The 23,827-nt window shown below is 37.2% G+C and carries 19 protein-coding genes and 1 riboswitch; of the genes, 7 read left to right on the top strand and 12 right to left on the bottom strand.

The window, feature by feature from the left end; translation table 11 throughout:
* Positions 1-2 precede the first annotated feature (2 nt).
* Positions 3-287, bottom strand: a complete 285-nt coding sequence (locus AADJ06_RS12775; protein ID WP_111371231.1) for an HU family DNA-binding protein — start codon at positions 285-287, stop codon at positions 3-5.
* A gap of 189 nt (positions 288-476) precedes the next feature.
* On the opposite strand from AADJ06_RS12775, the gene mutY reads away from it, so the two are divergent.
* Both mutY and AADJ06_RS12765 read left to right on the top strand, forming a co-directional pair.
* Positions 477-1,511, top strand: a complete 1,035-nt coding sequence (mutY, locus tag AADJ06_RS12770) for an A/G-specific adenine glycosylase (protein WP_341226852.1) — start codon at positions 477-479, stop codon at positions 1,509-1,511.
* A gap of 37 nt (positions 1,512-1,548) precedes the next feature.
* Positions 1,549-2,019 (top strand): single-stranded DNA-binding protein, encoded by a 471-nt coding sequence (locus AADJ06_RS12765; protein WP_341226851.1) that lies wholly within the window; start codon positions 1,549-1,551, stop codon positions 2,017-2,019.
* On the opposite strand, the gene AADJ06_RS12760 is transcribed toward AADJ06_RS12765, so the two are convergent.
* Both AADJ06_RS12760 and AADJ06_RS12755 read right to left on the bottom strand, forming a co-directional pair.
* Positions 2,016-4,586: an OmpA family protein gene (locus tag AADJ06_RS12760; RefSeq protein ID WP_341226850.1), complete on the bottom strand. Its 2,571-nt coding sequence runs from the start codon at positions 4,584-4,586 to the stop codon at positions 2,016-2,018. The genes AADJ06_RS12765 and AADJ06_RS12760 overlap by 4 nt on opposite strands.
* Positions 4,587-4,713: 127 nt before the next feature.
* Positions 4,714-7,293 (bottom strand): zinc-dependent metalloprotease, encoded by a 2,580-nt coding sequence (locus AADJ06_RS12755; RefSeq protein ID WP_341226849.1) that lies wholly within the window; start codon positions 7,291-7,293, stop codon positions 4,714-4,716.
* Positions 7,294-7,540: 247 nt separating this feature from the next.
* Here AADJ06_RS12755 and AADJ06_RS12750 point away from each other — a divergent pair, with 247 nt between their 5' ends.
* Positions 7,541-8,215, top strand: a complete 675-nt coding sequence (locus AADJ06_RS12750; RefSeq protein ID WP_341226848.1) for a hypothetical protein — start codon at positions 7,541-7,543, stop codon at positions 8,213-8,215.
* Here the strand turns inward: AADJ06_RS12750 and dnaG are convergent.
* Positions 8,186-10,144, bottom strand: coding sequence for a DNA primase (dnaG, locus tag AADJ06_RS12745; RefSeq protein WP_341226847.1), 1,959 nt, complete (start codon positions 10,142-10,144; stop codon positions 8,186-8,188). The two genes, AADJ06_RS12750 and dnaG, sit on opposite strands and share 30 nt — an antisense overlap.
* A 135-nt stretch (positions 10,145-10,279) precedes the next feature.
* Here dnaG and AADJ06_RS12740 point away from each other — a divergent pair, with 135 nt between their 5' ends.
* Complete coding sequence (locus AADJ06_RS12740; RefSeq protein ID WP_341226846.1) at positions 10,280-11,647, top strand: vanadium-dependent haloperoxidase; 1,368 nt, start codon at positions 10,280-10,282, stop codon at positions 11,645-11,647.
* A gap of 104 nt (positions 11,648-11,751) precedes the next feature.
* Here the strand turns inward: AADJ06_RS12740 and rlmB are convergent, their stop codons facing one another.
* Positions 11,752-12,567 (bottom strand): 23S rRNA (guanosine(2251)-2'-O)-methyltransferase RlmB, encoded by an 816-nt coding sequence (gene rlmB / locus AADJ06_RS12735; protein WP_341226845.1) that lies wholly within the window; start codon positions 12,565-12,567, stop codon positions 11,752-11,754.
* Positions 12,540-13,835: a GWxTD domain-containing protein gene (locus tag AADJ06_RS12730; protein ID WP_341226844.1), complete on the bottom strand. Its 1,296-nt coding sequence runs from the start codon at positions 13,833-13,835 to the stop codon at positions 12,540-12,542. The genes rlmB and AADJ06_RS12730 overlap by 28 nt, the downstream gene beginning before the upstream one ends.
* A gap of 60 nt (positions 13,836-13,895) precedes the next feature.
* Between AADJ06_RS12730 and AADJ06_RS12725 the strand changes: the two genes are divergently transcribed.
* Positions 13,896-14,264: a group III truncated hemoglobin gene (locus AADJ06_RS12725; protein ID WP_341226843.1), complete on the top strand. Its 369-nt coding sequence runs from the start codon at positions 13,896-13,898 to the stop codon at positions 14,262-14,264.
* Complete coding sequence (locus tag AADJ06_RS12720; RefSeq protein WP_341226842.1) at positions 14,261-14,923, top strand: phospholipase; 663 nt, start codon at positions 14,261-14,263, stop codon at positions 14,921-14,923. The genes AADJ06_RS12725 and AADJ06_RS12720 overlap by 4 nt, the downstream gene beginning before the upstream one ends.
* On the opposite strand, the gene metX is transcribed toward AADJ06_RS12720, so the two are convergent.
* The 6 genes from metX to gcvP form a co-directional block, all read right to left on the bottom strand.
* Complete coding sequence (gene metX, locus AADJ06_RS12715) at positions 14,904-15,917, bottom strand: homoserine O-acetyltransferase (RefSeq protein WP_341226841.1); 1,014 nt, start codon at positions 15,915-15,917, stop codon at positions 14,904-14,906. The genes AADJ06_RS12720 and metX overlap by 20 nt on opposite strands.
* Positions 15,918-15,975: 58 nt before the next feature.
* Complete coding sequence (locus AADJ06_RS12710; protein WP_341226840.1) at positions 15,976-17,268, bottom strand: O-acetylhomoserine aminocarboxypropyltransferase/cysteine synthase; 1,293 nt, start codon at positions 17,266-17,268, stop codon at positions 15,976-15,978.
* A gap of 106 nt (positions 17,269-17,374) precedes the next feature.
* Positions 17,375-17,496: riboswitch (SAM riboswitch) on the bottom strand.
* Between the two features lie 108 nt (positions 17,497-17,604).
* Positions 17,605-18,036 (bottom strand): hypothetical protein, encoded by a 432-nt coding sequence (locus AADJ06_RS12705; protein ID WP_341226839.1) that lies wholly within the window; start codon positions 18,034-18,036, stop codon positions 17,605-17,607.
* The gene (locus AADJ06_RS12700) at positions 18,033-18,644 is read right to left on the bottom strand and encodes an aminotransferase class IV (RefSeq protein ID WP_341226838.1); all 612 of its coding nucleotides are present in this window, start codon (positions 18,642-18,644) and stop codon (positions 18,033-18,035) included. The genes AADJ06_RS12705 and AADJ06_RS12700 overlap by 4 nt, the downstream gene beginning before the upstream one ends.
* Positions 18,628-19,647 (bottom strand): aminodeoxychorismate synthase component I, encoded by a 1,020-nt coding sequence (locus AADJ06_RS12695; RefSeq protein ID WP_341226837.1) that lies wholly within the window; start codon positions 19,645-19,647, stop codon positions 18,628-18,630. Before AADJ06_RS12695 ends, AADJ06_RS12700 begins: the two co-directional genes overlap by 17 nt.
* Positions 19,634-22,540, bottom strand: a complete 2,907-nt coding sequence (gcvP, locus tag AADJ06_RS12690) for an aminomethyl-transferring glycine dehydrogenase (RefSeq protein WP_341226836.1) — start codon at positions 22,538-22,540, stop codon at positions 19,634-19,636. The genes AADJ06_RS12695 and gcvP overlap by 14 nt, the downstream gene beginning before the upstream one ends.
* A 130-nt stretch (positions 22,541-22,670) precedes the next feature.
* Here gcvP and AADJ06_RS12685 point away from each other — a divergent pair, with 130 nt between their 5' ends.
* A complete protein-coding gene (locus tag AADJ06_RS12685) occupies positions 22,671-23,714 on the top strand; it encodes a M28 family peptidase (protein WP_341226835.1) in 1,044 nt (347 codons plus the stop codon).
* Positions 23,715-23,827: the final 113 nt, after the last annotated feature.

Genomic DNA, 23,827 nt, shown 5'->3' with positions numbered 1-23,827 from the left:
AATTACTTAATGTTAGTTTTGATCATATCAACAAACTCCTTAGCTGGTTTAAAGCTAGGGATATGATGCTCGGGTACTGTAACCGTTGTTTTCTTTGAAATATTCCTGGCCTTTTTAGCGGCTCTTTTTTTGTTGACAAAACTTCCAAACCCTCTAACGTATAGAGCTTCTCCGCTTCCTAATGTGTCTTTTACTGTTACGAAAAAGGCTTCTAGTGTTGTTGATACACTGGCCTTATCAATACCAGTTTTGTCAGATATCACTGCAATTGCTTCTGCTTTAGTCACTTTATTAAAAAATTTTAGTTATAATTAAGAGATTATTAAGATGATTTATCATCTCGAATACTTTAATGGGCTCGCAAAGATAGCCCAATAGATTTTACACACACAAATTTATAATGATATTTTCATCTAGTCAATTTACTACAAGTGAGTTATCAAAACAACATCATAAACAATAATATTTAGGCATTTATGCTTTCAAAAAAAATTATCGGATGGTATCAAAAAAACAAACGCGACCTGCCATGGCGAAGAACTCAAGACCCTTACAAAATATGGCTATCCGAGATAATTTTGCAACAAACTAGGGTTGAACAGGGTTTACCCTACTATAATGAGTTTGTAAGAAAATTTAAAACCGTCGAAGATTTGGCGAATGCCAGCGAAGAAGAAGTACTACGAACTTGGCAAGGCTTAGGCTATTATTCACGTGCTAGAAACCTCCATTTTACAGCCCAATATATTAGTAAAAATTTAAAGGGCGTGTTCCCAAAAACTTACTTAGAGCTACTAAAACTAAAAGGAATTGGTGCCTATACCGCTGCGGCCATCTCATCCATATCATATGGTGAGCAGAGAGCAGTAGTTGACGGTAATGTTTATAGAGTTCTTTCTAGAGTATACGAAATTGCAACTCCCATCAATAGCTCAAAAGGCATAAAAGAATTTGCCACATTAGCCCAAAAACTAATTACTTCAGATAACCCAGCAGACTACAATCAAGGAGTTATGGAGATTGGAGCTAGAGTCTGTCTGCCGAGAAATCCAATTTGCACAGAATGCCCTATAATAGACCACTGCGGAGCTTTCAAGAACAAAAGTCACGACAAATATCCTGTAAAGTTAAAAAAACAAAAGAGCAGAGACAGGCACTTTAACTATCTCGTTATTAGCAATGAAGATAAACTATTCTTAAAAAAGAGAGAAAATAACGACATCTGGATTGGGCTTTTTGAATTTCTGCTAATTGAAACAGAAACAGCTACTGAAGACATTACAGCGTTAGAAAAAAGTTTTCCAAATTGGCTAAAGAACATTAAAAATATTGGTACTCCAATAAGCTCAAAACAAGTACTCAGCCATCAGAATATCTTCGCAAAATTTTGGCCAGTAGAAGTAGATAATCTTGGAGATTTACACTCAAAAGACTTCTATTCTAGCTACAATATTGAGCAATTGCCTAAGCACAGGCTCATCGAAAAGTATTTATTGGACAATATTAAATAGAAGCGTATCTTTAAATTTCATAAAGTGAATCAGAACCATGGCAGGATTAAATAAAGTATTACTTATAGGCAATGTGGGAGGAGACCCAGAAATAAGAACGCTTCCTAGCGGAGCTAAAGTGGCAAACTTCTCACTAGCTACCACAGAAAGCTATACCGACAGAACAGGTCAAAAGCAAAGCCAAACAGAGTGGCATAGAATAGAGATATGGGAAGGCCTAGCCAACGTGGTGGAACAATACGTTAAAAAGGGTGACCCGCTGTATATTGAAGGAAAAATAAAAAACGAGAAATGGACTGACCAAAACGGTCAAGAAAAAACTGGAATTAGAATTAGGGCTAATTCAATGCAAATGCTAGGTGGAAGACCTTCTTCTGGCAACAATAGTGCACAAGAAAGCAGCGGAAACACTTACGGTAATCAGAACACTCAAAGCACAAGCAACAAGGCTTCTGAGCCAGCTTCTCAGATGATTACTGGTTCTGACGAAGATGACCTTCCTTTCTAAATTCTTTCTATCTGTAATATCTTAAATTCGGTTCTTCTGTTTCTGCGATATTCGGCTTCAGTACATTGAACGCCGTCTTTACATTTATTGACAGGGTATTTTTCTCCCATACCTACTGCCTTAATTCTAGAAGATGTAATACCTTTTCTTACTAGGTAGGCTTTAACGTCATCTGCCCTCTTTTGAGAGAGTAGCAAATTACTTCTTGATGTACCTCTGGAGTCAGTATGAGAAAATATCTCAATAACCATATCTGAATATGATTCCATCACTAAAATCAACTGGTCTAAATCCTGCTGGGCACTAGAGGCCAATTTAAAATCTTTAGTTTCGTAATAGATATTATCAAGTTTAACAAAATCACCCACTTTGAAAATTCTTGGATCAAAGAACGAATTTGACGCTCGTTTAGCACCACTTGTACCGGAAGAGCCAGTATTAGATTTACCTGCCGCCCCTCCTACTCCGAAACTTCCGCTGTTATCACTACCAGCAGCACTATTACCTCCCCTATTGCTATTTCCAGTACCAGTACTTGTCACTGAAGGGTTGGCTCTAAGCACTCTCCTATCTTCCATAGGAACAAATTCATAGTTAGTGGCGAAACCCGCCTTTATGGCTATAAACTCGTAATCACAAGCTGGGTCTCTGTCAAAGCTATATTTACCATCTTTAGAAGTTACAATTTCCGAAGCTCTCCCTGTACATTTATTGACAAAACGAACCCTTACGCCTTCTACTCCTTTATCCACATCTCCTAAAAAGATAATCCCTCTATATTTATCAATTCTAGAAAGATCTCGCTCTCTTCCCATGACTAATACTTGTGGTCTTAGGATATTAGCATCTTGAGGCTTTTCTAGCACAACATCAATTGGGTTTACCCGATAATCAGAAATACCTTTGGTGTCAATATACTTGCCCGTGCTTACATAACTTGTATCTGCAAATTCAAAGTAATAAACAGATTCGGCATTTAAGCACAACTCCATTTTTCCATCACTATCTGTCTTGCCCTTCTTAATATTATCTTTATCGCTCAATTCGTAATAAATAAATGACAAGTTGGCCACAGGCTTTTCATCTGACACCACAGAAAGTAAAGCGTCTTTACAGCCTAATTTATCGCCGATTCTAGTAAACCTATAAATGTCATCATCAGAACCTCCTCTCTTACGATTACTGCTAAAATATCCCTTCTTAAAATCCTTATCACTAAGAATCCCAAAATCATCAAATGAAGAGTTTAATGGCTCTCCCAGATTATGAAGTCCACTTTCTACCTCTCCGTTTTCACTTAAAGTAATTGTAAACAAATCTAAGCCACCTAAGCCTGGATGCCCGTCAGATGAGAAATAAAGATTATTGGCTTCGTCAATAAAAGGGAACATCTCATTCCCATCAGTATTAATTTCTGGCCCAGCGTTCTTAGGCGTTTGCCACTCTTCATCCTCTAGTTTAGAATAATAAATATCCGTACCTCCATAGCCACCTGGCATATCAGACACAAAGAAGAGCGTTTTTTCCCCTGGCATAAATGCAGGATGACCCGTAGAGTAATTGCCATCATTAAATGGAAATCCTTCTAAGTTACCCCAATCTTTACCTATTTTCTTTGCCAAATAAAGGTGCACTCTATTCAAACCATCATCCGATTCATAAGATAAGTTTTTGATGCCATTTCTTGTAAAAATCACACGCTCACCATTATCAAAAAACTGACAGGGTCCTTCATGATATGTTGAATTCAATTTTCCGCTAAAACCTTCTGAAGCTAATTTCGGTTTAGTTTGAAAACCCATTGCTGTTTTGAAGCTAAGTGTAGGTCCATCATTGGCAGTATGCCTACTATAAGAATCATTTAAACTTGCTGTAGCATTAGCTTCATAAGAGCTTGAACTTAAACTGGCACTGCTAGAACCATCTTCGGATTCTAACTGCCCTTCGTTATCAATAAAGAATAAATCCAAAAATGGAGAGTAATCCCAAGCAAAAACTCTTTTAATAGGTGAATTCTTTGAACGAGCAGAAACAAAGACTAAACCGTCATCATAAGACGTTGGACTAAAGTCCGCATTGTTCGTATTGATAGGTAAAAAATAAGTTTGATAACTACTGGAATTTCTTTTTAAGGCTTGAATATTTGACTGCAAGGCTTTAAAGTCACTTGCTCTACTATTTGGGCTATTTTCTCCATATTCTGACCAAACTTTCGAAGATTGCTCATATTTACCGTTTCCTGCCAATACTTTGGCATACTTAGCCAAAACGTCTTTGTCGGCTTCAGAATCGCCCCTCACTAATGATGCCAGAAGTGAAAAATATTCTTCCGCCTGCTTGTAATCATTAATATTATATAGTGAATAAGCTAGCTTAGTGAGTACCTCTTTCTTCTGTGCTTCATCTAGAGAGTTATCTCTCTTCAAAATGTATTTAGCGTCGTTAATCACTCTCTGGTAAGATAATTTGGCATAATCCTTTGCCAATTTATCTACTTGCCAATTGCCACTTTGGGCAAAAGTCATGCATGAAATAAAAAATAATATTATAGTAAGTAAGCGACTCAAACGACCAGGTTTTTAAGTTAAGACCCTAACGCTAAACTAAGCAAAAATCGTGCCTTAGGCAGCTTTAAATGAAAAAAAATACCATCAAAACCTGATGGCATTTTTCACATCTTGCGAATACTAAAACCTATTTAGGGTCTAGTGCTAAAGTCACTCTTTCTAATAAATCTTTATAATGATAAGCAGTTAACTTATCTGAGGTCCGCTGAGCGGTAGTAAGTCTCGATTTTAACAAAAGTAAATGCCCTCGAGCTATGGAAGGAAGGTCTGTTTGATTTAAATCAATAGTACTACCTTGAAAACCATAAGTAACGCCTACAGGAACTGTCCGAAGAACCGCTTTCCCTGGTGTTAACAAGTCTATCAACTCTGACACATAAACTTTGTGCAGGTTCCTTCTGTATTGGTCTGCTGCTGTTCTGCTTTTGATTTCAGAAAGAATTCCATTTTCTAAATCTGTCAATAATTCATCTACAGAATAATTTCCGGCATCCATAGCACTATATTCCATAACTCTTGCCAGTCTTTCGCCATTCAGTATTTGACTAAGTACTCTTGCCTGCGTACGTTTAATTTCTTCTAAGCCAGTCTCCGCTTTAGTTTTACTATAAATGGATAGTGGGTAAAGCCATTCTGGCGTTTTGAACAGCTCTTTATTTAAAAAGGCTACCGCCTCTTTTTGCTTTGCCTGTGGCACCACCACAAACTGCTCACCCTCCATATCATAGGTTTTCTGCGTATCATAAACACCACCAATGTTTTTAGTCACATGCCCCATGTACCTTCTAAACTGGGTAGCTACTTGACCATGTAGTTCTCCTAATTCCTTGTAAGATTCTGCATCCTTTGCACTCCATTTCTCAAGGTTAGGAATTATTCTTTTTAGATTTTTAATTCCATAAGAAGATGCTAGCATGGCATCATCACCTAAATCTTCTGTTTGATATCTTGGGTCGTAAGGGCTTATTTCTGTACCAAATCTTAAGTTTGGTGTTTTATAGGCCTCTTTGGTCCATTCGTTTAGAATTAACTTTTCTTGTTCTTCGTTTTCTGTGTCCGCAAAATAACTGTAACCCCATTTTATAGCCCATTTATCATATGCTCCTATTCCTGAGAAAAGATGTGTGACACTATCTTCTGGCTGAGCTACATAGTTAAATCTGGCATAATCCATTATAGAAGAAGTATGGCCGTTTTCTGCCAACCATTTGTCATCTCGCAGCTTTTCTACTGGTGTGGCTGATGATGCTCCCATATTATGCCTTAAACCTAATGTATGACCAACCTCATGAGAAGAAACAAACTTAATTAACTCGCCCATCAAATCGTCATCAAATTCCATTTCCCTAGCTCTTGGGTCTACAGCAGCTGTTTGCACCAAATACCAGTTTCTTAACAATCGCATCACGTTATGATACCAACCAATGTGACTCTCTAGTATTTCGCCACTTCGTGGGTCATGTACATTGGGTCCATAGGCATTAGAAATAGGTGAAGCAAAATACCTAACAACAGAGAACCTAGCGTCTTCCAAACTCATAGTGGTATCACCTTCTGGCCAATATTCTCCTCTTATCGCGTTTTTCCAACCTGCTTGCTCAAAAGCTACATTCCAGTCGTCAATCCCTGCTTTGATATAAGGTTTCCATTTATCTGGCGTAGCTGGATCCACGTAATATACAATTGGCTTAGCAGGCTCAATCAGTTCTCCTGCTTTCTGAAGTTCCGCATCACTTTTACTTTTTGGCTCCAATCTCCAACGAACCGCAAATACATCTGAATCAGACTTTTGGGACTCTTCTTTGAAAACATCATATTGATTAGCAAAATAACCAACCCTTGCGTCAAACAATCTTTTACGCATTGGCACTTTAGGAAGCACCAAGAAAGATGTATTAAACTCCATAGTTACCACACCCGCATCTCTTGAAGCTGGTAAATAACGGCCAACCGATGGTGATGGCTTTAATTGCAACCTTGGAGTAGAAACCCCAAAAGTTTTAACGGTTCTTATTTCTGTATTTATCGGGTACGTTTTTATATTTTCAATATAAGACCTGTCTTTTTTTATACTCGTAATATTGAGCCTTTGCTTGTCTATTGGACTCAAAGAGAAAACTTGCTCATCTCCATCAAAGGTAGATGTCATATCAATCACGTATGATTTAAGATCTGAAACCGTATCATTCTTTATTGCTTTTATTTCAAAAGCTCCAATAATAGGGTCGGCACTAGAATTCCTAACTGCTGTTGCAATAGGTTTGGTGCTATCAGGACTCATGATGATGTAAGAAATAGACTTCATGAATAACTGGTCTTTGGGACCTTTTTCAAATTTCACCACCTGCCTATTCACCAACTCTCCACCATAAATAGAACCTCCTGCAGCTGTTTGAGAATAACGAGAAACTGTCATAATTTCTCTTCCTAATAAAGTATCCGAAACTTCGAAATACCACTTATCATTCATCAAATAGACATTGAAGAGTCCGTTTTGGCTCACCGCAGTACTATCAATAAAGTCACTAAAGGCCTTAGGACCTTTCTTTTCTTCTTTTTTCTTTTCCGGAGTTTTAGCTTTTGACAAACTATCAGAAACAGCCTGTGCCATAGCCTCCATTTCTTTCTTCTTTTTCTTCTTTTGGGCGTTTGCTCCAAAGAGTATGAAGAAACACATGGCAAAAAGTATTGCCTTTTGAAATCTCATTTTATAACAGTTTAAGGTTTATATGATATTTGATTGACAATAGCTTTCAAAGAAAGCTGCATCAATAACTTTAATCGCAATATAATTTAGTCTTTACTCGCATTCAATAATCTTGTATTTTTTAACGTTGATATTTAGTCAATTGATAAGTAAACTAGCCTAAATTTACATTCGCTTTTGGTTTTTTTGAATATTTTGAAGGATATTGCCATTCAGTCAAATAATACCCTATCTAGACCTTTTATTAATGCCCTTAGAACGTACTACAAGTAAAATCTCTTCTGAAACTTTGATTGACCAAAGTAAAATAAACTCTGAGGAAACTATTAATTACCTCAAAAACAACAATTTAGAAACATTAGGAGACTTAGAAGGCATGAATTCTATGTGCTACATAGAAGGCGTTGATAAAGACTTTTACTTGCACAGCAAGTCTTATGATTTAGATTTTGACATAGAAACCGTTTGGGATGGATACATGACAGTGCCTCCTTCTACCTCTTGGTGCGGAAGCAAATTATCTTTCTCCTTCGCCTTTGACTCTAAACCTAGAAACATTTCTTATGCTGGAGATAAATATGATGGTTTAAAAGACAATCAGTTAATCTTTATAGTTATAAAATTACTTTTCGGTTTTTTCAAATTAGCTGTAACACACTATGTAAGTAAAATCTCGGCAAAAGAGAAATTGGTAAAATTATGCTATGTGGAGGGCGGAAAATCTTCCGGCTCACAGTATATTAGGTTTGAAAAATTAGAAAAAAATAAAACAAGGGTTATTCATGACACTCGTTACAAAAGCGACTCAAAATTTAGAGACGAAAAGCTTTACCCCCTTCTTCATGAAATGATTATAAATCAGTTTCATAATAATGTTAAAAAGTATCTAATATCAGATTACAGACCCCAGCTGGTCAGCTAACTTTTGAACAAGGTTTTTAATTTTCATTGCCTGAAGTAAGACTTCTTCCTGCTCGTCTGTGTCTTCTATTGACTCTAATTTTTCAACCAGTTTTAGATAATCGTTTTCAAAACGTTCCTTCTTTATCCTAAGAATATTTCGGTAACTTAAATCATCTAAACTTTCTACATAATCTCTAATGAAAATCTCATATTTCTTCCAGCTTTCACTTAACTCATACGGAGGTGAAAGCCAATCAACTACCTTTTTCTGAACTTGCTCATCAGGATGAGAAGTAAAAAATGACGTTTCTGGTAACCTTCCTGCGTCATATTCTTCCCTATATATCTCAAGAATCTTGTTTAACTGAACCGACTGGAATTTAGCATCCCCTATTTCATGTAAGACGTAATCTGCCAAACGTACCTCCTCCCCTGTTTCTGGGTCTTTTTCTATCACTGCACTTCCGTAGCAAACTAAATCTTTAACAAAAAGCTCTTCTTTATAAGATACTGAAGAAATTAAATTATGCTCTTTATTAGCACTGGAGGGGTCATCAGGAGGGTTTATAAAAAAATCATCGGGCGGTAAATCTCCATCTGAAGGAGGCCCAGAGAACCTACTCTTAGCTTTATTTTTATTGCTAGTACTTTTTCTTAAAAGCTTATTACCTTCATTTATTAAAACAGCTTCGTCTATCTGTAAGAGTGTAGCTACTTCCTTATAAAAAACCGCTCGCTTAATAGCATCCGGAATCTTAGTAATAGTTTCTACCAACTCACTAATCAAACCGGCTTTAGCTACAGGGTCGTTACCTACTTTCTCTAAGCTAATTTCGGTTTTGAAGCGAATAAAATCCTTCGACTTTTCAGTAACGTAAGTCTTAAAAGCTTCCGAACCCACGTTTTGAACAAAACTATCAGGGTCTTCTCCATCAGGAAAAACCACCACCCTCACATTCATCCCTTCCTCCAGAATGAGGTCTGTTCCTCTCAAAGATGCATTTATACCTGCGGCATCACCATCATATAATACGGTAATATTAGTACTGAATCGTCTTATTAACTGTATTTGCTCTTTGGTAAGTGAGGTTCCTGAAGAAGCCACCACATTTTCAATACCAGATTGGTTTAAAGAAACCACATCTGTATAACCTTCTACCAAATAGCAATTGTCTTCATTCCTAATGCCATTTTTTGCAGTATATATACCATAGACAATTCTACTCTTATGGTAAATATCTGTCTCTGGCGAATTAAGATATTTAGGAGATTTTGGATTGGGTTTTAGAATTCTAGCTCCAAAAGCAATAGGTTTACCTGCCACATTATTTATAGGAAAAATAACCCTACCTCTAAACCTGTCAATTGGGTCTTTTCCTTCTTTGATAATGGTTAGGCCGGCCTTTTCTAAGATAGGTAAAGAGAAACCACTCTTTAAAGCATGCTTAGTAAAAGTATCCCAGGCATCAGGACTATAGCCTAAACCAAATCGCTCTATAGTGGCATCATTAAAACCTCTCTCTTTGAAATAGCTGTAACCTATACTTCTACCCTCATCAGATTTTAACTGCTCCATGTAATACTTTTGAGCAAACTCTGATACTATAAAAAGGCTATCTCTTTCATTTTGAGCTAAGAGTTCTTCATCGGTATACTCTTTCTCCTTAATTTCAATTCCATACTTTTTTGCCAGCCATTTTAGGGCTTCAGGGTAACTTAGCCCCTCTAAGTCCATAATAAAGCGTACAGCATCACCTCCTTTGCCGCAACCAAAACATTTATAAATTTGTTTGGTAGCCGAAACAGAAAAAGAAGGAGTTTTTTCATTATGAAAAGGGCAACACGCAATCATGTTGGCTCCTCGCTTCTTTAAAGAAACAAAGTCGCCAACTACATCTACCACATCTGCGGCTTGCAGAATCTGCTGAATGGTATCCTGAGGAATCATACCCAAAATTAGTGTTAAACATCCTCAGATAAAATGAAATCAAGAAATCATATAATTCTTAATACTATTAGCCATAATTAAAAGCCAAACTGGCAAGGTATTTGCCTACTCTTTGCCGAATTAAACTAATAGTTTATGACTAAAATACAATCATTCCTACTCATAGGATTGACCGTTATACTTGCTACTTCATGTAATAAAGGCACTGATGACGCCGAACCAATTCAAGAAGAGATCTCAACGCCAGTTTCTAATTACTCTGCTGCTATCTTAAACGATTATGCAGGACTTCAGTTAGAGGTAGTAAAAGCCACTCCGGGCTATGAGGGCCCTGTAGCTGCTAGAAGCATGGCTTACCTTGCACTTGCTGCATATGAAGCCGCTGTGCCAGGAATATCTAATAAGCAGAGCTTAGCTGGAAAATTACAAGGCTTTGATAACGTTCCGGTTATTGAAGAAAACCAAGAGTATAACTGGCCAATCGCGGTTAATGCCTCACAGCATACCTTAATGAAACTCCTTTATGGAACTACCAGCGATGTTTACAAAACAAAGATGGATGACCTTAAGAAGGAATATGAACAAACCTTAAAAGTTGGTGTTGGAACAGATGCCATAGAGCGTTCTATTAGGTTTGGAGCTGAAATGGCAAACGCTGTTTGGAACTATGCTAAAACGGATGGAGGGCACTTAGCTTACGATAATAATTACCCACTTAGTAATTCTCTTTTCAATTCTGTTTCATCATGGAAACCTACTGGAGATAAAAGCAGACCACTATTACCAAAATGGGGAGATGTAAGAAGCTTTGCTTCGGCCAACAGTTCATTCAGAGCACCAGCAGCTGAAGCCTTTTCTTTTGATGAAAATTCGACATTTTTTGCTCAAGCTTATGACACATATCTTACAGTAAACTCATTAAGTGTTGGTCAAAAAGAAATAATGAATTTCTGGAAAATGCCACATGGTTCTGTTACCCAGGCTGGAAATCAGTTAGCTTTAGTTTCAAAATTGATTACCAAAGAGAATTATAAACTGGATCAGGCACTCGAGCTTTATCTACAAGTTACATTTGCTATGCATGATGCTCTTGTCAGTTCGTGGAAAAGTAAGTTTGGCAACAACTTAATGCGACCAGTAACCTACATCAATCAAGCGATTGACCCTAAGTGGTCCCCTTTGCAAGAATCTATTGCGGCTCCTGATTATACATCAGAGGAAGCTTCTTTAGTTTCGGCTGTTGCCACTATTTTGGCAAATGAATTTGGAGAAGAGTATACTTTCGAGATTACAAATCAAAGCACCTCCTCTAAAAGAGCATACAAAAATTTTACAGACTATATTAAAGAGGCTAAAGTAGCTCCAGTTTACGCAGGTATTCACTACAGAATGTCTACCGAAAGCGGAACAAGCCAAGGTATTCAGATTGCTAATAACGTTTTAAACATTAACCTGAATAGTTTGTCAACTACAGATAGTTCAGCGGTAAGAGTAGCTTTTTAGCCAAAGAAAAATTTATTTGTAAAGAAAATCAGTACTTGAAATTCATGAAAAAGGGATTCTATTTTTTAAAATGGCATCCCTTTCTCTTGCAAAAAGTTTTTCTTTTATCCTTCGACACTCATGCGTTGACGGTTGGTTTCATAAAGTAAAACACCGCAAGCCACAGAAACATTAAGTGAACCTACTTTTCCTAGCATTGGTATTTTACCTAGCATGTCGCATTTCTCCATTAGTTCGTCAGAAATACCATCTTCCTCAGAACCCATCACTATAGCCAATGGCCCTGTAAGGTCATGTCTAAAATAAGTATCTTTTGTTTTTTCTGTACATCCTATAACCGTAAATCCGCTTTCTTGAAGCTCTTTAACAGCCGCTGTAAGTTCGTTAACTCTACAAACCGGAACATGCGTTAAGGCTCCAGAAGAGGTCTTCATTGCATCCGAATTTATTTGTGCCGCTCCTTTGGTTGGAATAACTATAGCGTTCACCGCAGATGCTTCTGAAGTCCTGGCAATAGCTCCAAAGTTTCTTACGTCGGTTATTCTATCTAAAATAAGAACGATAGGTGTTCTACCAGTTTCAAAGGCACTGGCAATAACATTACTTAAACTAGCATAATTGATAGCCGAAACATAAGCAATAACCCCTTGGTGGTTTTTACCAGTGACTTTATTAAGTCTTTCTACTGGTACTCGCTGAATCCCGATATTCCTTTCTCTTGCCAAGGTTTCCACCTCGTCATGAGAAAAACCTTTCTGAATCAATATTTTTTCTACATCTTTCTCAGAGTTTAAAACCTCCAAAACAGACTGAACACCAAACACAAAATCATCTGTATTTTGTTTAGGTGCTGGCTTATGAAATCTAGTTTTTTGCTGAAATGAATCCTGCTTTACTCCAAAACGCTTCCTGTTCTCCATGCTTCTACAAACGGGTACCAGTATGCCCCATATTCTGGGTATCTCACTAGCTCATAATGGTCCTCGCTAAATTGATTTTGTTTACGATAAAATGTAAATATTATTTCGGAGAAATTGGCACTTTGAGCGTATAACCATACTTCTCGCTGACCCGACCTTTGAATTCTGGACGGTGGGCCCAAAATTAGGTAAATCATTCCTTTATCTGTCTTCCATCCCTCTTTATATGTTGAAAACAAATCGTTAGCCTTCTCTACTCTTCTATAGTACGACTTGATAATTTGCTTCGCCAAAGATTCTTTTCCGGCAGTCATAGCTAAAAAATATAAATCTAAAGACTCTTTAAACTTCTCGGTTTCCTTTAAAGCTTTTATCTCATCATTAGTACTCATGTAAATAAGTGGCTCTACTAAATCTTCTACTTTAGTAAGACGTGGGTATCGATTATTTACCACCAAAAAACCAAAACCATTTTTAACGCCTTCGCTACTATCTAAAAGCACATATGTGCCTTCCTTTGATAAATTCAGCGTTTCGCCAGACATAAAACTTATAAGTTCCTCTTCTTTAAAACCAGTAAGTTCATCTCTCTTAGAGGTGCTCATAGGCGAAAGTGCCGCAAGACTTTCTGAAGAATACCGCTTCAAATAAAGCGGCTGCGGCTTACCATTCATACTTTTAAAAGCAATGGGCGTACCCGCCAAAACGAAAGATTCAAAAGTGGGTCTGCTACTATTATTCACAAACAAACCGTATCTATGATTTGGCCTAGTGCCATTAAAGTCAATAAGTGTTTGATTTGTAAACTTCCTAGAAGCTGATAAATCAATAAACTCTAAAGCAAAAATGGCCTCCGAGTATTCTCTTAATCTTGGAATTTCTAATTTCAGGTAAAGTCTATTACCTTCTAATTCTGCATTATTAGCATCCATTTCTATTCGGCCAGATTCTAACTTTTCCTTAATCCCCGCAGAAGGATTGTATGCCCAGTTTGTTTTAAACTTCTTATTTAAAGCCGCTACCGAAGTTAAGCCACTCCCATCTAAATTTTCAAAATCAACCTTCAGATACATTACTATCATGGAGGAATCTTTCAAAATGTAGTCTGTTTTAATAGCAGAAATTAATGGTTCAACATCCTTTTTAACATTTCGTTGTAATGCAGAAGCATCACCATTTACGGCAGTTTTCTTTTGCACTTTACAGGCAGACAGAAAACCTATCATCAAAAAGACCAATAATGTATGTAAGTAGCTCTTTTGTATCATAACTTTATCCTCAAATATAAACATATACTAAAGAACGAATAGTTGGGTTCATAATTATTTATGAAAGAAATAGAAAACAGAACCGATATTATAAACCTTGTCAATAAATTCTACGAATACGTTCATGCCGACCCAAAAATGGCTCCTGTTTTTGTGATGCCACCTGAGCAATGGGAAAGACATTTAGAAAGAACATATAATTTTTGGGACAACTGGCTTTTTCAAACTGGCAGCTATAAGGGTGGTTTAATGTGGGCCCACATTGAGAAAAATCAAAGCCATCCTATCACCACAGAACTTTTTGAGCATTGGCTTTCGCACTGGTTTAGAACAGTTGATGAACTTTTTACCGGAGAAAAAGCAGAGTTTCTGAAAAGTAAAGCTTTGGAACTTGGTCAAATAATGAATGCTAAACTAAACCGTCAATGAAATATCAAAGCATCAAGGTAGAACGTACCGCTCGCTATATTTTATTAGGTGAAGTTTCTGAAAAGACTAAAAACATCTGGGTTTGTTTCCATGGATACGGCCAATTGGCGTCTTACTTTGGAAAGAAATTCAAATTCATGGAAAACGAAGAAACAGCTATCCTAATTCCAGAAGGCCTTTCAAGGTTTTACCTCAATAATAAATACGAAAGAATAGGTGCAAGCTGGATTACCAGAGAAATGAGAGAGGACGAGGTAAATGATTATGTCAATTACCTGAATGTTCTTTTGGCTCAAATAAGCCAACAAGTCAATATGAAAAACCTCAATATTAACGTTTTAGGATTTTCACAAGGCTGTACCACAGCATGTAGATGGCTAAATCAGACTTCATTCTTTGCCTCCAACCTAGTGCTCTGGGCAGGTTTTTTCGGAAACGGAATTGAAGATGTTATTGAACCAAGCAAACTAAGCTCTACCAAGAGCTATTATGTTTATGGCACTAGCGATGTCTATTTGGTTAATCAGCCAGAAATGAAGAAGAAAATGCTGGATAATCTAAGAGAAAAAATCTCACCTACCATCATCGAATTTGACGGAGACCATGTCATTCGCCCAACAGTATTAAAAGAATTGATGGCTAAGATTGCCAATTCTTAATAACGTTGGTCATTTGCTCAAATTCTATCAAAAAACCATCATGACCATAGGTAGAATTTATTCTAGCAAAGGTAGCCCCTGGTATCAAATCACCTAAAACCTCCTGCTCGGCTATCGGGAAAAGCATATCGGACGAAATCCCAATCACCAGCGTTTTTGCTTTTATTTTAGAAAGTGCATCTGCAATAGACCCTCTACCACGGCTCACGTCATGTGAATCAAACATTCTGCTTAATACCCAGTAAGAATAAGCGTTAAATCGCTTTTTGATTTTTTCTCCTTGGTAACTTTGGTAAGTACTAGCTCTAAAAAAGTTTATTTGACCTTCGTCTCTTGACTGCGTTCTGTTATAAGTCTCGTAGTTTCTGTAAGAAAGTAAGGCAATACTGCGTGCCACTTTCATACCCTCTTTTCCTGCGTTTTCATGTGGTTCTTGCCAAGTTGGGTCGCTGGCTATTGCCATTCTTTGGCTTTCATTGAAAGCAATTCCCCATGGAGAATGAATGGCGTTTGTAGAAAACAAAATCAAATTCTCAAACAAATCAGGATTACTCACAGCCCACTCCACTGCTTGCTGGCCACCTAAAGAACCACCCATTAAAGTATGTATTTTTTCAATGCCTAAATCTGCTCTTAATAACTCAAAACATTGAATCACATCACGAATAGTGAGCATTGGAAAAGAAAAGAAAAATGGTTTCCCAGTGTCTGGATTAACACTTAACGGGTTTGAACTACCATAATGTGAACCAGGAACATTCACACATATCACAAAATGCTCTTTTGGATTAAAAAGCCTATTTTCACCAATCAATCCAGCCCACCAATCAGATGGGTTTGCGTTGCCTGTGAAAGCGTGACATACCCAAACTACATTACTTTTATCTTCATTAAGCTCACCATAAGTAGTATAGCCCAATTCCAACTCAGGAAGAAACTCGCCGTCTTCTAAGTGAATGGGTGCGTAATGATGAAATGTATGATTCTTTAACATAAATAGACTTAAAAAAAGAAAAATGCACGGTCAAAAATCCCTGACCGTGCATTAATTATTAGGCTTCCATTGCTTGCGTAATATCAGCTTTGATATCTTCTAAATGCTCAATACCAGCAGAAATTCTTAATTGATTTGGTAGAACACCAGCGTTTAACTGCTCTTGCTCTCCTAGCTGCGAGTGTGTAGTGCTGGCAGGATGTATTATCAATGTTTTTGCATCGCCCACATTAGCTAAATGCGAAATCAATTTCAATGAATTGACAAATTTCTCTGCCTTAGCTCTGTCTCCTTTCAGGTTGAATGAAAGCACACCACCAAAACCTCTTGTCAAATATTTCTTAGCCAAATCATGCGTAGGATGACTTTCAAGACCTGGGTAACTTACATCTTCTACCTCTGGGTGAGCTTCTAACCATTTGGCTAAACCCATGGCATTTTCACAAGTTCTCTCCACTCTTAAAGAAAGTGTTTCAAGCCCCTGTAATAACATAAATGAGTTAAACGGAGACTGAGCAGGACCAAAATCTCTAAGACCTTCTACTCTACATCTAATGATAAATTGGATGTTTCCGAATGGCCCGCCAATTCCAAATACATCATTCATCACTAAGCCATTATAACTTGGAGATGGCTCCGTAAATTGAGGATACTTACCATTTCCCCAGTTGAAGTTTCCGCCGTCTATAATCACACCACCCATGCTAGTACCGTGACCACCAATCCATTTGGTAGCAGATTCTACTACCACATTAGCTCCTAGTTTCAATGGCTGCACCAAAGAACCACCAGCACCAAAAGTATTATCAACTATTAGCGGTAAATCATGCTTTTTAGCCAAAGCTACCAAAGCCTCAAAATCAGGAACATTAAGACCAGGGTTTCCGATAGACTCTACATAAAGTAATTTAGTTTTCTCATCAATTAAAGATTCAAAACTGTCAACATCGTTTCCGTTTGCGAACCTTGCTTCTACTCCTAAGTTTTTAAAAGAGTTTTTGAATTGATTAAAAGAACCTCCGTATAAGAAAGAACTACTTACGAAATTATCTCCTACTGTAGTAATATTGTTGATAGCTAAAAACTGAGCTGAGTGCCCAGAAGCTGTAGCTAAAGCAGCAACTCCACCTTCTAAAGCCGCCATTCTTTTCTCAAAGACGTCATTAGTTGGGTTCATGATTCGGGTATAAATATTCCCAAATTCTTTCAGAGCAAAAAGATTAGCTCCGTGCTCAGAGTCTTTAAACTGATAGGCAGTAGTTTGATAAATAGGTACTGCTCTTGACAGCGTAGTTGGGTCAATTTCTTGACCTGCGTGTAATTGTAGGGTTTCAAATTTTAAATCAGACATGACCAATTTTAATTTTTAAAATGTTTATAATCATATACCAAAACATAAGATATATGCTCCCGAAAATCGGAATAAAACCAACAGGATTGTTTGAAAATCACAGACTGGTTTATAAGTCCCAAGGGCCTTTATTGCACCATTAGGTAGGTATTGGCACCTTATCGCATTATGCGGGACAGGTTGCCCGAGGTTCATAGAGCCTATTCTCTCCCCTCGTCTTTATAAATCAATCTTAAATGCGGGAAATCCGCTTTGAGAATGATGTTGCAAATATAAGTTTTTGATTATTTAAATTCCAAGACATACTTAGACTTTATTGACCCCTAGACTAAAAGCTTAATGCTTTCTTACAAACCGAAGTGTTTCATTATCAGCACTACTAATCTCTAAAAAATGCCAAGTAGGGTTAGCCAAAACATCTGGATAAAAGTAGAATCCTTTACCATCTGCTAACGTTTGGGTGAAATTGATAAAGGTTGGGTTATTCATCACATCTCGCTGTAAATAGCCAAGAGCCATTCGGTATTTAAACCCCTTCACAAATCCTATAGAAGTACTCACAACCTCATAAAAACCTGTAAAGCTGCCAGTATTAAACTTTCCATTTAACTCGCCTTTTTCAATGTCAATGTCTAGGTAGTTGCTCGATGCGATAGCTTTTTGATAGCTCGCTATGCTTAACTCAGCACCTTCTATTAAAAAGTACTTCTCTTGCCCAAAAGCAGAAAAACTTAAACTAATTAAGACCAAAAGAAAACTGTATCTCATGATTCTAAGGTAAGGTGAATTTCATTATTATCTAAAGTGAAACTATAAACTAGCTCAAAGTCTCGCATGGCATTGATAAAGGCTATCTTTTTGTATTCGGTCAAATCCCCTTTTGAAATTTCTTTGACCTTCAAAAAACCACTATCAATTAAAAACTGGCGTTTAACTCCTTTTAGCAAGTATGATTTAGGCGTAAACCAATCTGTTCCATCAAAAAATGCTAGATTGGAATAACTCGCATCTGTCAATTTCCCATTTTTTAGAAAAATAACATCCTCTGCATCAGTTTCAGAAACTGCATTATTTAAATAAACACGGTCTGCATATTTAAAAGAGTAATCATAATCGCCACATTCTTTTAATAGCACTTTTTGATGCAAGGCAGCTTTATAAGCCTTGAAAGTCACTTTTGAAATTCCCTCAGCATAATTCATTCTGCACTTGTAAAGGCCATCATCCTCAGGGAGCTTATCTAAAAAATCGATTGGATTAATAGGATTACGTAATCCCAGTTTTTCAAAACGAGTCCTGTTAAGTCGCTCTGCATGGTAATCCATTAAGAAAAACTCTCCTTTCTGATATTTGACTGTTTCAAAGAATAGGGACATATATTTTGCTTAATAATTCTTCGTATTCCTTTTCGGCAATACTTCTGGATGTTATTCCACCGCCACTTTTAAAAACTAAGCCTTCTGAAGTTTGTTCTATAAACCTAATCATAACTGCCGAATCGAGCTTTTCTCCATCAAACACGCCAAAAACACCTGTATAAAAACCTCTCTTTTCCGATTTAAAAGTAAGCCTTTCTGCCTCCTTTATTATCTCTAATGTTTTTGGCTTAGGTGCTCCTGAAATAGAGCCAGCAGGTAATAATTTAAATATTATCTCCCCTACTCGCTCTCGCCAATTCACTCCTAGCTCTCCACAAACCTCTGAACTTACTTGTAAAAGTTCTGAGCCATCCTGCCTTTTTATTCTGTCAATATACCTAAAACGCTCCACCCAGACCTTATTCGCTACACTGCTAAGGTCATTTCTTATAAGATCTACAATGGTGGTATGCTCGTATTTTTCTTTTTCATCTGCCAAAATAATAGCCTCCGCTTTTTCTATTTGAGCATTGATAGTCCCTTTCATTGGGAAAGAAGAAATTTTACCTGAAGAACCAATTTGAACAAAAGTTTCAGGCGAAAAGCAAATAAATTCACCTTTGACAAAAAGCTTATATTTGGATTTACATTGATGAAAAAGTGTTTCTAAAGACCAATTGCTAGTAATCTCAGTTTCGGCTGTCAGGTTTGTCAAAAAACTATTTCCTTTCTTTAGATTAGCTAAAACTTGACCAAAAGCTTTTTTAAAAGTCTTTAAGCCAATTGGTTTCTTAATTATCTGAAGAGGTTCTAAATTTTCAAAATTGATAGGATTAAAATTCTGATAACTGACAAAATTATCATTCATGGCATAAATCAGCCTATTACTATCTAAAGCATGGAGTGGAATAACCATGGGGGCTTCCATTTCAAAGTCGACCATAAAAAGAAAAGGAGTTTGGCTTTTGCCAAACTCATTCATCTTTTCTATTACGTCTATATTTTTTTTACGCTTCTGCATAAGCTTCTAGTGGCAGACAGCTGCACACTAGGTTTCTGTCGCCATAGGCCGAGTCAATTCTACTTACCGACGGCCAAAATTTACTCTGTTTCACATATTCTGCAGGAAACGCCGCTTTATTTCTAGCATAAGGTCTTTCCCATACGTCAGACATCACTACCTCCATGGTATGTGGTGCATTTACCAATACATTATCTTCAGAAGGATAGTCTCCATTCTCTATCTCTGCTATTTCAGCTCTAATAGAAATCAATGCATCACAGAATCTATCAAGCTCTTGTTTAGATTCTGACTCCGTAGGCTCTATCATCAAAGTACCTGCTACTGGAAAAGAAACCGTAGGAGCATGGAAACCATAATCAATTAGCCTTTTGGCTATATCTTCCACCTCTATACCTGCTGATGCTTTAAAAGCACGACAATCTACAATCATCTCATGAGCACATCTTCCATTTTTACCTGTATATAATATAGGAAAGTGCTCTTCTAATCTGGTTTTAATATAATTGGCGTTTAAAATAGCATATTGTGTAGCATTCTTTAAACCTTCTGCACCCATCATCTCTATATAGGCATACGAAATAGGCAAAATACTGGCACTACCCCATGGTGCTGCAGAAATAGCATGCGTAGACCCAAATGAATATCCACTAGAATCAGTCTCTGCACTTTTTCTATCTTTCATTTGTACATGTCCTGGCAAGAATGGTTCTAAGTCTTTCACTACGCCAATTGGCCCCATCCCAGGACCACCTCCACCATGAGGAATACAAAATGTTTTATGAAGGTTAAGATGACAAACATCCGCTCCTATAGTTCCCGGTGAGGTTAAGCCTACTTGTGCGTTCATATTGGCTCCGTCCATATAAACTCTACCGCCATGCTCGTGAATCAAGGCACATATTTCTTTAATACCTTCTTCAAAAACCCCATGGGTAGATGGATACGTCACCATCAAACAAGCTAAGTTTTCAGAATGCTCCTTTGCTTTAAGTTTTAAATCTTCTAAATCAATATTACCGTTATCGTCACAAGCCGTCACCACTACTTTCATACCAGCCATTACCGCTGAGGCTGGGTTGGTTCCGTGAGCGGAAGAAGGTATGAGTGCAATGTTCCTCTCCGTATCACCTCTGCTCTCATGAAACGCTCTTATTACCATTAGGCCTGCATATTCTCCCTGAGCACCTGAGTTAGGCTGTAAAGAAACGGCATCGAAACCTGTTATCTCCGCTAGCCAGTCTTGAAGGTTTTTGAAAAGCTCATGGTAACCTTCTGTTTGATTTGCCGGGGCAAAAGGATGAAGTCCTCCTATTTCTGGCCATGTTACAGGAATCATTTCTGCCGTAGCATTTAATTTCATGGTACAGCTACCTAATGAAATCATAGAATGAACAAGAGACAAATCTTTATTCTCCAAAGTTTTTAGATAACGTAACATCTCATGCTCCGAATGATGTGTATTAAAAACTTCATTCGTCAAAAAACTAGAACGCCTTTTCAGTATACTTGGAATACCTGACTCAATTTCGCCTTTAAGGCTCATCAAAACTCTGTCTCCTCTTGTCTCAGCAAAAATCTCTAACAAGTCGCCTACGTCACTCAATGTTTTAGCTTCATCAAAGCTTACGCAAACAGTATCGTCATCAACATACCTAAGATTGATACCTTTGGCTTCCGCCAATTCTTTTAGTTTTTCTGAGCCATTTACCTCTACAGATACCGTGTCAAAAAAGTCCTCATTATTGATTTTGAAGTCTAGGCCTTGAACAGAGTTGGCAAAAAATCGGGCTAAACCGTGAACTCTTTCCGCTATTCTTGTTAAACCTTCCGAGCCATGATATAAAGCATATGCAGCGGAAAGCACAGCTAATAACACCTGTGATGTACAAATATTTGAAGTTGCCTTTTCTCTTCTAATATGTTGCTCTCTAGTCTGAAGTGCCATTCTGTAGGCATCATTTCCATGAGCATCTTTTGACATGCCTATAATTCTTCCGGGAATTTGTCTTTTATAATTTTCTGTAACAGCAAAAAATGCTGCATGTGGCCCTCCAAGTCCCATTGGAATACCAAACCTTTGGGCAGTACCTAAAACACAATCTGCTCCCATCTCACCAGGAGATTTGATAAGCGTTAGTGATAATAAATCTACGGCTACAGCTACTTGAACATTTGCTGCATGAGCATCTTCAATAAGCTCCGTAAAGTCTTTTATTTCTCCGTCTTTTCCCGGGTTTTGAATCAAAACGCCGAAAACCTCTTCTGAAAACTCCATTTCTGCTTCCGAAACCACTTTTACCTTCAAACCTTGAGATAGGGCTCTACCAATAACAATATCAATAGTTTGAGGATGGCAATTTTCAGAAACTAAGAAAACATCAGCTACTTTCTTTTTAGCTCCTTTTCTGTTTCCATAAAACATTGCCATGGCTTCTGCTGCTGCAGTACCTTCATCTAGTAAAGATGCGTTCGCCAAAGGCATTTGTGTTAAATCACAAATTACTGTTTGAAAATTAAAGAGCATTTCTAGTCTTCCTTGGGCTATTTCTGCCTGATATGGTGTATATGCAGTATACCAAGCAGGATTCTCTAAAATATTTCGCTGAATTACATTTGGCAAAATTGACTCATAATAACCTAAACCTATAAAAGACTTGAAGACTTTGTTCTTATTGGCTAGAACTCTAAAATCTTTCAAAAACTGAGTTTCTGTTTTAGCTTCAGGCAAAGAAAGTGACTTCTTTAATCTGATGTCTGCAGGAACCGTTTCTCTAATTAGTTGGTCTATATTTTCAACGCCAACTTTGTGTAGCATTTCGTCTAGGTTTTTTGACCTTTTCCCATGATGCCTGTCTTCGAATTTTTCCTGAGTGGTAAGACTAATTGTCATATGATTTCAATACTTTATTTAAGGTAAATTTCAGCGGCACAAAAGTACTAAGAATGAATTGTTTGATAAAGCGAAACCTTTTACCTTATTTAACAATCATTTAATAACCATATCAAAAACCATTTTCAGAATGAAAACTCCTTTTGTCCTAATATTCCTCTCGAGTTTATTATCTATTAATGAGGCCACTTCCCAAAACAAATCAAAGATTTATGCAGAAACCATTACTACCTCTGATTTAAGAAAGCATCTAGAGATTATCGCCTCTGATGATATGGAAGGTAGAGAAACTACAACCAAAGGTCAATACAAGGCGGCAAATTACTTAGCAGGTCAATTTGAGAAACTGGGTTTGGAACGCATAGTAGACTTAGGTGAGTATAAATCATATTTTCAATGGTTTGATGTAGCAGTACAAGGTAAATTACAAAAATTACTAGCAGCAGACAGTGAAGTGCCGCCAAACTTTGAAAGACGGTCAACCATGAATATCCTAGGTTTGCTACCTGGTAAATCAAAAAAAGAAGAAGTTATTGTTATTTCTGCCCACTATGACCACATAGGAATTGACAGTAATGGGGAAATAAACAATGGTGCTGATGATGACGGTAGTGGTACTGCTGCTATACTAGAAATAGCAGAAGCTTTTACAAAAGCTAAAAATGAAGGGTACGGTCCAGAAAGAAGTATACTATTTTTATTAGTAGCTGGAGAAGAAAAAGGGCTTTTAGGTAGTAAATACTATGCAGACTTTGCTCCCGCCATTCCACTTGCTAATACAGTTTGCAATCTTAATATTGATATGATAGGAAGAAAGGACCAACATCACGAGACAGACGAATACGTTTACCTCATAGGGGCAGATAAGCTATCTTCCGACTTAGATAAAATAAGCAAGAAGGTTAATAAGAAATATATTAAATATAAACTCGACTATACCTATAACGATGAAAAGGATCCAAATCGGTTTTATTACCGTTCTGACCATTATAATTTTGCAAAAAATAATATTCCCGTAATATTCTTTTTTACGGGTGTTCATGAAGATTATCACAAACCCGGTGATGATATTGAAAAAATAATATTCCCTAAATACTCCTACATTACTAGGCTAGTTTTCCACACTGCATGGGAAGTCGCCAATAGAGCAGAAAGATTACAAGTTAATCGTTAAATCAAACCCAATTGTCTCCTTTCGATTATAGTCCATCTACTTAACCTACAATTCTGACCAGAAATTAACCTATCCGCTAAATAACAAAATATGAGTTTTTCGCATAAAAAAGC

The sequence above is a fragment of the uncultured Arcticibacterium sp. genome (genome assembly GCF_964021845.1).
Taxonomy (GTDB): Bacteria; Bacteroidota; Bacteroidia; order Cytophagales; family Spirosomataceae; genus Arcticibacterium.
The sequence above is the reverse complement of the archived record's forward strand: the minus strand, read 5'-3'. Positions and strand labels throughout refer to the sequence as shown.